Origin of the sequence: Psychrobacter proteolyticus, assembly GCF_038155145.1 — a bacterium.
Classification (GTDB): domain Bacteria; phylum Pseudomonadota; class Gammaproteobacteria; order Pseudomonadales; family Moraxellaceae; genus Psychrobacter; species Psychrobacter proteolyticus_B.
In genome coordinates, this window is the sequence record NZ_JBAKAY010000013.1 from 1 (window position 1) to 10,315 (window position 10,315).

8 protein-coding genes and 1 rRNA gene are annotated in these 10,315 nt (G+C 40.3%); 7 read left to right on the forward strand and 2 right to left on the reverse strand.

The genetic code is table 11. From position 1 onward, the window contains the following. Positions 1-172: 172 nt before the first annotated feature. Positions 173-286: ribosomal RNA gene (rrf, locus tag V6252_RS12745) — 5S ribosomal RNA — on the forward strand. A 687-nt stretch (positions 287-973) separates the two neighbouring features. Here the strand turns inward: rrf and V6252_RS12750 are convergent. After that, the gene (locus V6252_RS12750; RefSeq protein WP_341610697.1) at positions 974-1,948 is read right to left on the reverse strand and encodes a purine nucleoside permease; all 975 of its coding nucleotides are present in this window, start codon (positions 1,946-1,948) and stop codon (positions 974-976) included. A 508-nt stretch (positions 1,949-2,456) separates the two neighbouring features. Here V6252_RS12750 and V6252_RS12755 point away from each other — a divergent pair. From V6252_RS12755 to V6252_RS12770, 4 genes are all read left to right on the forward strand, one after another. Further along, positions 2,457-3,566, forward strand: coding sequence for a hypothetical protein (locus tag V6252_RS12755; protein ID WP_341610698.1), 1,110 nt, complete (start codon positions 2,457-2,459; stop codon positions 3,564-3,566). A 242-nt stretch (positions 3,567-3,808) separates the two neighbouring features. Beyond that, complete coding sequence (locus V6252_RS12760) at positions 3,809-4,222, forward strand: OsmC family protein (protein ID WP_341610699.1); 414 nt, start codon at positions 3,809-3,811, stop codon at positions 4,220-4,222. Between the two features lies 1 nt (position 4,223). Beyond that, complete coding sequence (locus tag V6252_RS12765; protein ID WP_341610703.1) at positions 4,224-4,688, forward strand: flavodoxin family protein; 465 nt, start codon at positions 4,224-4,226, stop codon at positions 4,686-4,688. A 103-nt stretch (positions 4,689-4,791) separates the two neighbouring features. After that, the gene (locus V6252_RS12770) at positions 4,792-5,481 is read left to right on the forward strand and encodes a DUF938 domain-containing protein (protein WP_341610700.1); all 690 of its coding nucleotides are present in this window, start codon (positions 4,792-4,794) and stop codon (positions 5,479-5,481) included. 128 nt (positions 5,482-5,609) lie between these two features. Here V6252_RS12770 and V6252_RS12775 read toward each other — a convergent pair whose 3' ends face one another. Continuing rightward, positions 5,610-6,401 carry a dienelactone hydrolase family protein gene (locus V6252_RS12775; protein ID WP_194620385.1) on the reverse strand — a complete coding sequence of 264 codons (792 nt, stop codon included), beginning with the start codon at positions 6,399-6,401 and terminating at the stop codon, positions 5,610-5,612. 559 nt (positions 6,402-6,960) lie between these two features. Here V6252_RS12775 and V6252_RS12780 point away from each other — a divergent pair. Continuing rightward, complete coding sequence (locus tag V6252_RS12780) at positions 6,961-9,048, forward strand: catalase (RefSeq protein WP_341610701.1); 2,088 nt, start codon at positions 6,961-6,963, stop codon at positions 9,046-9,048. A gap of 328 nt (positions 9,049-9,376) precedes the next feature. After that, entirely contained in the window at positions 9,377-10,165 is a 789-nt protein-coding gene (locus tag V6252_RS12785) for an MBL fold metallo-hydrolase (protein WP_341610702.1), read from the forward strand. Positions 10,166-10,315 lie beyond the last annotated feature (150 nt).

Below are 10,315 nucleotides of genomic sequence, written 5' to 3' on the forward strand. Positions count from 1 at the left end.
TGGTTTGTATACAAGTCTAATTAATCTATCTTGTATAGCTCAGGCTATAGAATAAGAAAGAACATTTCGATATCACCTTTAACCTTGATTCAGTTAGGTTACAAGTTGATCGACAACAAGCTCAAACTTGATGTCAATAAAAACAACAACAGACTCATATCTAACCCCCTTTGCTGACGACAATAGCGCGATGGCCCCACCTGATCCCTTCCCGAACTCAGAAGTGAAACATCGTAGCGCCAATGGTAGTGTGGTTCGCCCATGTGAGAGTAGGTCATCGTCAGCTCTCTATTCTAGATAAAGCCCCCTTCGCTAACGCGGAGGGGGCTTTTCTTCATCTAATATTAGAAATTATTTTGTCAATCCTATAACGTATATGCGAACCTTACTACTTACAGAACCATAGATGTTTTCATTGCGTATGTACTATTTTAAAGCGAAACCCGTGCCCTAAGACAAAAGAAGTATCTATCATTAGGCAAGACTATGCCGTTGAATCTAACCAAATGTATTAGATTATACTTAGCCAGTAGAGTTTATAAGCGATAGACGACGCCACCATATCCGCTTCTACCCTTTTAGTATGATAAAGCAGAGAATCGTGAAGTATTAGGCATTGATGTTGGGACAAGTACCCTTTACTGCGAGTGATGCGGTATCTTAATTATTTAGCTGAGTGATAGTGTCGTCTTTTGAGTAACTCAAATGGAGTGAGAAAACTCGCTAAAGATTGAATAGAGGTCTATATCAAGGATGAATCTTATAGCTTACTTAATCGTATGCTATCTAATGAGCATAAGCGGATCGAGGGGTTAATTATTTTCTAATGAAGCTATGATGGAAGAGCTATATTGGTAGTAAATCTATAAGCCATCGTAGTTCCCAGAATGAGCGTAAACCCACTCTAGAAACTACTTACTGATTGCTAACTATTAACTGTTTGTTGTACTGCTTAAAATTTGCCTTGAAGTTCTTATTGTTCTTTGAATTTTGGCACACCTTTTTCCCAGACATCCCAGTTATCAACGATGTGATCGACAGTTTTCGATCCTACTAGCACGATATTTTCTACTGTTTCTGCAAAGCCACCAGCTGTTTCTCCTGGCGCTGGATCTAGATGTTGAAGCGTGGTCTCATTTGGATTACCTTGGTCAAAATTCACTGCACCACGTAAGCTCATGATGCGTTCAATACCTACCGTTCTGTTAAGTACTTGTGCTATTGCAGCGGCTTCCATTTCAGTGATAATGTAATCATCTGCATTATATAATTCAGCTATATATTGCGCTTGTTTTGACAGTCCTGGACCATGAAAAAAGGTATCTCCTGTCATATGGGTGCCTACGGTTATAGCTGGGCTCCGTCGTGCTGCTGCATCAGGATATTTCATTCGATAGGCTCTGGCTTCTTTTGAATCTTTTAAAGCAACTGACTGGCTTAGATGTAGGTTCCATTTTAGCAGTTCAAAGTTAAGTTGATAGCGGCGAATATCTTCATAGCCTTTGCGGGGTGTAAACGTAGGTGCACCTTTTTCACCTTCTTCGGCTTTCCAGCGGTGACCTAAGTCGTAATCTACGAGCCAAGACGCCCAGCTGACATCACCTATCGTGCCTTTACTCGGTGGTGTTCCTGCGACACCGCTTAGAACGAAGTAGCTTTTGCTAAAGTCAAATTTAGGAGAAAGTGTGATTGCTTGCATGGATGCTGAAGACCCTACTTTACCCATCCCTAATACCGAACCACAGACACCTTCGGAGTTACAATAAACTGGGCTATGGGCACCTTCTACTTTTATAGGCTTACTATCTGTAAAATATTGATTATACCAATGCTGAAATTCGCCTGCTTTATCTCCGCTATTTTCACCAATTTCAAACATCGCTGCGATAAATACCTTTACTTGGATTTTATCTTGATGAGTTTCAGCTTGTGCATTACTGCAAAACATGAATATCATGGTAAAAATAGATAAATGAACAAAATGTTTTTTTATAAACATACGGGACGCCTATTCAAAGTATTTAAATCTGGATTTATAATTTAATTAGCAATAACTAAAAAATTTGCTAAAACTAAATAAATGCTTATATATATCCAATATAGAATAGCATAATCTATAGATAGGCTGGAGCGTTCGGCCAGTGTAGAGGGTAGGTCAAAAGGTTTTAGTTGGAACAGAGTTTCCCTTTTTTACTAATTTTATTCAACTATTTATGCCGTGCAGTTGGTTTTTTCGATAAAGCATCTCAGGTATAGCTTTATCTATATCTTCGTAGTCATATGCTACATTTCTTTGTTTATGAACTGACTATATATCTATTATCTTTGTTAATGAGTATTGGACTGGCTATTTACTTTTATGTCGCACTTAGTAGTGAGCCATACTATTTGTGCTTTTTGTTATCTTGGGGCTTGCTAATATTGCTTTTAATTTTTAGTATTTTTTGGAGATGTCAGTGGCAAGTAATATTAAGCAAAATAAAAATGACGTTGATGGATGGTTCACTGCTGTAGTTACTAATGGAATTATTTTTCTTGAATCTTCAGTTAGTAATTTGTCAAAGTCTCCTAAAAGCTCACTGATCGATCTATACACTGCAATAGAGCTGTTTTTTAAAGCTCGACTAATGAAAGAGCATTGGTCACTCATTATTTCAAAGCCAGAATCAGCAGTTAAGCAAAAATTTGAAAGTGGTGACTTCCATTCTGTTTATCTAGAGCAAGCATATATTCGTTTGAAAAATATCTGTGGAGAAAACATTGAAAAAGAAGCTATGGATAATTTTAAAGCTTTGGGTGAGCATCGAAATCAAATTGTTCATTTTGCTCATACAGGGTTTTCAGGTAAAGAGACAGAAGTAGTTATCGAGCATTGGGTCTCATGGTTTCATTTGCATAAACTATTAACTAATAATTGGGCTGATATTTTTTCTAGCCATCTAGGCTTAATAGATGAAATAGATGTAAAAGTTAAATTGAACCATAATTTTCTTAAAGCCAAGTTTGATTTGATTCAAGATGAAATTGAAATAGAGAAGAAAAGAGGGAGTCGTATCGTCTCTTGCACATCATGTGGATTAGAGTCAGCTAAAGTTCTTAAATCACATGGCTGGGGTGAAGATATCGAGTGCTTAGTCTGTGATGTGAAAGATTTAAAGTTAAAAGCAATCGAAACTTCAATACCATGTTTAAACTGCAATAAAGAAGTTAAGTACTTTATGGTTAAGGATCATAAATGCACTGAGTGTCAGATAGAGTTAGCTTCTGAATATGCTCTGGAGAAATATACTGAAATATATCAAGAGCAAGATCCTGAAGTCCGTTATGGTGATGGGGCTGATCCATTGGCTTATTGTCACAAATGTCAGATCGAAAAACAAACAGTATTAAACTTAGAAGGTATGTGGGTTTGTGTTGAATGCGAAGATCGTGGTTGGGCTGCTTTAGATTGTGAAAATTGTGATAGTTTCGTTACAGGAGATGTGGAAGCTATTAGATATTTTGCTTGTCATCGCTGCGAAGACGAAGTTAGAAAAAATTATGTAGATAAATGGGGAAATATATAGCTGAAATTACAAGTTAGATATCATAATACTTTTAAGTTGAATCAATACCACAAATTAAGTCCCACTATAGGTTTAGATAACTGTTCTAAGTGATTAGATCTTATATATAAAGGCCTTTCTCGCACATTACAGAGCTTAATATTCCATATTGTAACTAATGGAGCATAAGTTATTATTGTCTAACAGCGTTATACTATTTAAAAAGAAGTAATCTAGAAAAAACAACTACCAAAGAGAACCCCATGACAACATCAAAAGTAACTTACAAAGGCAATTTACGCACCCAAGCCATTCACCTACAGTCGAATAATCAAATCATTACCGATGCGCCGACAGACAATCATGGCAAGGGTGAGGCGTTTTCTCCGACTGATTTGCTAGCCACTAGTTTGGGTAGTTGTATCTTAACAATTATTGGTATCAAAGCCGAAGCGATGGATATCGATATCTCAGGTACGACCGCAGAAGTTACCAAAGTTATGGCTGCCAAACCAAGGCGGGTAAGTGAAATACATGTCGTGGTTAATTTTTCAAAAGCCTTGGATGAGAGTACCTTAAAGAGATTTTATAAAACCGCATTGACCTGCCCAGTAGGCAATAGCTTGGATCCTGCTATTACTCAAAATCTAGTATTTAACAATGGCACAGAAGCCTAATATGTCTACTAAGACGTTACTCATCGTCGCTCATGCGCCATCGCCCAATACTCAGAAATTGGCGCAGGCAGCTTATGACGGTGCCAATCATCCTGATATAGATATCAACGTCATTTTGAAATCACCGCAGGATACGCAGCCTGAAGATGTATTGGCTGCTGATGCGCTACTGCTAGGTACGACTGAAAATCTGGCGTATATGGCAGGGCTGACCAAGGACTTTTTTGATCGTTGCTACTATCCAGTGCTAGAAGAGAAGCAAGGCATGCCATTTGCGGTATATATACGCGCAGGGCATGATGGTACAGGTACCAAGCTTGCGCTCAAAACGATTACAACGGGGTTACGTTGGTCATGGATTCAAGAGGCACTGATACTACAAGGTGATTGGCAAGATAGCTTTGCTGAGCAAGTAGAAGAGCTTGCTATGACCTTGGCTGCTGGGGTAGAGGCAGGTATTTATTAGTTGTGAGTTGTGAGTAGGCGGCCACTAGGTTAGTCTTAGGCAGTGCTTGTTCATCTACTGCTATCAATACTGAGAGCATAACAAACGGTCTGGGAGGATGGTGATGCGTGACGATAGTATGGATAGCGATAATCCAGATAATAAAGTAGACATCGCTGCATTGCCATTCTCTCAGGCGTGTGAAAATAATAAACAGCCTATTCTAGAAATACTTCAAACAGAGCTACAAGGCTTTAATAATGTATTAGAAGTTGGTTCTGGGACGGGTCAGCATAGTGTTTACTTTGCTCCTAACTTGCCTGAGGTACAATGGCAAACCAGCGATGTCACTGGTAATCATCGCCATATAATCGCTTGGCATAATGCTTATCCTGCACCTAATTTATATTTGCCATTAGCGTTTGATTTGAGTACGGACTCCGTACCTGTTAGTAGTCATTTAGATAGTGGTCATTTAAATAGCGGTTATGTAGACAAACCTTATGATGTGATATTTACAGCCAATACTTTGCATATCATTAGCTGGGCTTTGGTAGAGCGGTTATTTACATTAGCTAGTAATGTGCTACCTGTGGACGGTAAGCTGATTATCTATGGCCCATTTAACGAAGATGGTAAATATACCAGTGAAGGTAATCAGCGATTTGATGCGATGTTGAAAGCAAGTAATCCTGATAGCGGCATTCGCGATAAAGAAGATGTCGTTAGTTTAGCAAATGCTCATCATTTACAACTTTCCAAAACGTATGCGATGCCTGCTAATAATCAGCTATTGGTATTTCAGAAGCGCTAAGTTGTTAAAGCGTTGGCAAAAATTAAATAAATAAAAAGACACCTCAATGGATCATTATTAGATCTTATTAAGGTGTCTTTTTGTTTGGGCTTGCTTATATTATTACTTATTCAACTTGTGCTGCTAGGTTATTTATATTCTTCTGCTAAAAAATCTAAGTAGCGCTTCCAAGAGCGCTCATCGGCGCGAGCATCATATCTATCGCTGCCAAATACGCTAAAGGCATGTGGCGCGCCGCTATAGGTAACCATCTCATGAGGGACTTTGGCTGCTTCTAATGTTTTACCCAAAGTGGCAAAGCTCTCTAGCGAGACAGATTGGTCAGCAGAGCCGTGGAATACTAGGATTTCTCCCGTAGTTTTGTCATAACTTTGACCGGTTGGAATATCGAATGCACCGTGGAAAGGTACAAAGGCTTTTTGCTCAAAACCTGAGCGTGCTAGCTCTAACGCGACCGTACCGCCGAAACAATAACCCATAGTCGTGCCTTTACGCACATCATTGCCTTGTAGTTGTCCTGCTGTTAATGCCCCTGCCAATATGCGGCGCATTTTATTACGATCATCATATAGCTCCCCAGTTAGGCGTTTGTTTTCTTCGATAGAAGTGGGGCGAATGCCTTGTCCAAACATATCGGCTGCCAATACGTTGTAGCCTTCAGCCGCTAACATATCAGCACGTTTGCGCTCATAGTCAGTTAGACCATCCCAATCATGAATCAATAAGATAAAAGGTGCATTTGGCTTATCTGCTTTGGCGTAATAGCCTTCATACGCTTTATCATCGACCGTATACGTTACGTTTTTGGTCGTGATAGCAGCAGCCGTTTGACTGAACGTTAATGCCATTAGACCCATTGACGCGCCTACTAGCAATGAGTGATAAGGTTTTTTAGTCGGGGAGCTTAGAGTTGGTAACATGGTAGGTAGCCTTATAGTTATATAAAAATAGTCGCATTGTCAAATCCCTATAAATCCGCTACATCGTCATCCTCGCTAACCATACTAATGTATAGCTTGCGCTCGGTTTTCTTGTATCGAAATTATCTGAATCCAACGATATAAATAAGATAAATATAAGGCTAAAACCCTGCCAATTTATTTATCAATAGTCTCTGGCACTACATAAAAAGCATACCTTAAAGAATAACTATATTACAAGATTCTATTGTTAACGTTTATGCGCCTTTAAGACCAACTAAAGTAGTTGCTTTATAGCGTCTATAGACCTTAACCAAACATCAACAAGGTTTACTATATACGCAACTATATTTGACTTATTTTTTGGGTAGTATAACTCCTAAGCCTATTATTCCTTTACGAATTTTAGTGCGGTATCAATTTAACGTTAGGCAATGCTGAAAACACAGACAAATAAATGACAGATGAAGTCACCACTATCTCAAAGGATATCAAACCTGTGTAGGCACTCTTTTAGTGATTTAAAAGAGCACTCTCAATCTATTAGCTAGGACTTTTTATGAATAATAATATCGATCATACTGACCCCGCCAAAGACATGAATACGGAACGTGGCAATGGTGGTGAAACCCATCAGCGCGCAGGTGACGACACCAAAGTATTAACCACGCAACAAGGTGTGGCCATCGCTGACAACCAAAACTCTCTAAAAGCAGGTTCACGTGGACCGACGCTATTAGAGGATTTTGTATTACGTGAAAAAATCAATCATTTTGACCATGAGCGTATCCCCGAGCGTATCGTCCATGCTCGTGGTAGCGCAGCACACGGTTATTTTGAGCTGACAGAGTCACTAGAAGAATATACAACTGCCAAAGTATTAACCGAAACGGGTAAGCAAACGCCACTATTTACGCGTTTCTCAACGGTAGCGGGTAATAAAGGCTCAAAAGATACGCCACGTGATGTGCGTGGTTTTGCAGTGAAAATGTATACAGAAGAAGGTAACTGGGATATCGTTGGTAACAATATGCCAATCTTCTTTATTCAAGATGCGATGAAGTTTCCAGATTTGATCCATGCGGTAAAACCAGAACCAGATCGCGGTTTCCCGCAAGCGGCGTCTGCTCATGATACGTTTTGGGATTTTGTCTCACTAAGCCCTGAAACCATGCACAATCTAATTTGGCTGATGAGTGATCGTGGTTTACCACGTAGCCTACGCATGATGGAAGGTTTTGGTATTCATAGCTATCGCTTAATCAATAAAGAAGGTAAGAGCACCTTTGTACGTTTCCATTGGAAGCCAGTATTGGGCGTACAATCGACCACATGGGATGAGGCAGTGAAAATCTCAGGTGCTGATCCTGATTATCATCGCCGCGACTTGTTTGAGTCAATCAACAACGGTGACTATCCTGAGTGGGAGTTTGGCGTACAGTTATTTACTGAAGAAGAAGCCAACGAATTCCCATTTGATCATCTCGATGCGACAAAACTGATTCCAGAAGAATTGGTACCAGTAAAAGTCGTGGGTAAGATGGTATTGAACCGCTATCCAGATAATTTCTTTGCAGAGACTGAGCAGGTAGCATTCTGCCCATCACATCTGCCACCGGGTGTTGATTTTAGTAATGACCCATTATTGCAAGGTCGTTTGTTCAGTTATCTAGACACACAGCTATCACGTCTAGGCTCGCCAAACTTTGCCCAGATTCCTATCAATGCGCCAAAGTGTCCGTTTGCTAATAATCAGCAAGATGGTCATATGCAAATGCAAGTGCCTAAGACACGTGTACTCTATGAGCCACAAAGCCTAGATCCAACTCGTCCTCGTGAAAGCGCTAAACGTGGTTTCAACTCATTCCATGAGCAACTAGATGATGGTGTAAAAGGCCGCGTACGTGACGAGAGCTTTGCCGATCATTATAGCCAGCCACGTATGTTCTATCGTAGTCAGACAGCAACTGAGCAAGCACATATCGCAACCGCTTATGCGTTTGAGCTAGGTAAAGTAGATACAGCCCATGTACGTACGCGTATGCTTAGCCATTTGATTCATATCGATGAAGACTTGGCCAATCGCGTAGCAACGGCATTGGGTATGGAGCTACCAGAGCCAGCTGACGCAGCTGCATCTGTCCAAGACTTAGGAACCTCTAAAGCAGTACAAACTATTGGTCTGACGCCTGATACACTAAAAGGTCGTATGATCGGTATCTTGGTTGCAGAAGGCTCTAATAGTAGTGAAGTCAAAAAATTCGAAGATGCTGCCAAAGCGCAGGGTGCTAGTGTCAAGATTGTAGCGCCTAATAAAGAAGTCGTATTGGATGATGGTACACGCATACAAGCTGATGAGCGCCTCGCTGGTGGTCCATCAGTGATGTTTGATGCTGTCGTTAGTATCATCATGCCTGACCAAGCTAAAAAGCTCGCCATGGACAGCTCTGCGTTAGATTGGTTCAATGATGCGTACAATCATTGCAAAGCCATCGCCTATTGCGGCGCGACTGATGAATTTATCCTAAGTAAACTGCCAGTTGAAAAAGATGAATTTGTGACGCCATTGGCTGAGCTAGATGCCTTTATTAGCAATGCTAAGTCTCGTCTATGGGAACGTGAGCCAAAGGTTCGTGATCTTGCCTAGTCGATAAGTAGGTAATTTACGAATTATCCAAAATACTAAAAAAGATACTAAATGTTTCCTTAAACCCAGCCTAAGTGCTGGGTTTTTGCTTTTTGCTAATAAGGTGAGAATTATCATGGATAGAACCATACATGCGGTTATGAGTATTAAATGGTTCATCGTTAATTGTATGCTGCATCGTCTCTATATATCAGATTACTTTTGTATATAGTCACAAGCGTTCACTCAAAGTCATTTTATTTATGGTGACGGGCGCTATACTAAAGATTGGCTATAAAACTGAACAAAAGCCTCACAATAATAACGACGAATGAGGTAGGGAACACCAATGAGTCTATGTGAAATTGTACGTTTAGAAGGATATATTCAAAGTAGTTATCTGGCAGTATATCCAGATAAAATAATGCTGTTAGATGGTTGCTGCCGTGCTGATGTACCGATGGTGCTTGACTATATTAAGACAACGTTAAAACGACCCGTCACCGATCTAAAAGTAGTAGTGGTCACGCACATGCATCCGGATCACGCAGGCGGTGCGAATAAGTTTCGAGAAAAGACGGGCTGTCTAATTGTTTCAGCAGATAGAAAAAAGCAGTGGTATAGCGGTATTGGTGGGCGCACGATGCACTTCGTAGATATACATCTAGGATATTATGTGGCCAGACGTCAAGGCCGCCCACTTAAAAACCTATATTACTCGGCAAGTCTGAAACCAGATATCACTGTCACAGATGGCGAGCTTGTGCCACACTTTGATGAATGGCAAGTACTAGAGACACCAGGTCATACGGATCGTGATTTGTCTTTGTTTCATCTGCCCAGTCGCGAAGTATACACTGCTGATTTAATCATCAAATTGCGCCATAAGTTCGTAGCGCCATTTCCTGTCTACTACCCTAAAGATTATGTCCAGTCGCTAAAAAAAATCAGGGCATTGCAACCGTCAATGGTGATGATGGCACATGGTCGAGAGCTTGCAATGAGTAAGACAGAGTTTGATGAGTTTATCGCTCATGCGCCCAAGCACCCACGTACTATCAAAGATACGATCAGACATAAACTACTATGGCGCAAGAGAGATAACTTTCGACTGTTTAAACGTAAGCATAATAAATAAAGGTATATAAAAGCTAAGAAACTAATAGCTCAAAAACAACGTTTAAAAAGCCCAGACGAAAAAAAGCCCAGTTACTAAGATAGTAACTGGGCTTTCTAAATATGGTGGGCTGTCCGCGACTCGAACGCGGGACCAATTGATTAAAAGTCA

What these genes read in the sequence shown, in the direction of transcription:
- V6252_RS12750 (WP_341610697.1), bottom strand. Translation starts at nt 1,948, where the DNA reads ATGTTTTGCAGTAATGCACAAGCTGAAACTCATCAAGATAAAATCCAA.
- V6252_RS12760 (WP_341610699.1), top strand. Translation starts at nt 3,809, where the DNA reads ATGACAACATCAAAAGTAACTTACAAAGGCAATTTACGCACCCAAGCC.
- V6252_RS12765 (WP_341610703.1), top strand. Translation starts at nt 4,224, where the DNA reads ATGTCTACTAAGACGTTACTCATCGTCGCTCATGCGCCATCGCCCAAT.
- V6252_RS12770 (WP_341610700.1), top strand. Translation starts at nt 4,792, where the DNA reads ATGCGTGACGATAGTATGGATAGCGATAATCCAGATAATAAAGTAGAC.
- V6252_RS12775 (WP_194620385.1), bottom strand. Translation starts at nt 6,401, where the DNA reads ATGTTACCAACTCTAAGCTCCCCGACTAAAAAACCTTATCACTCATTG.
- V6252_RS12780 (WP_341610701.1), top strand. Translation starts at nt 6,961, where the DNA reads ATGAATAATAATATCGATCATACTGACCCCGCCAAAGACATGAATACG.
- V6252_RS12785 (WP_341610702.1), top strand. Translation starts at nt 9,377, where the DNA reads ATGAGTCTATGTGAAATTGTACGTTTAGAAGGATATATTCAAAGTAGT.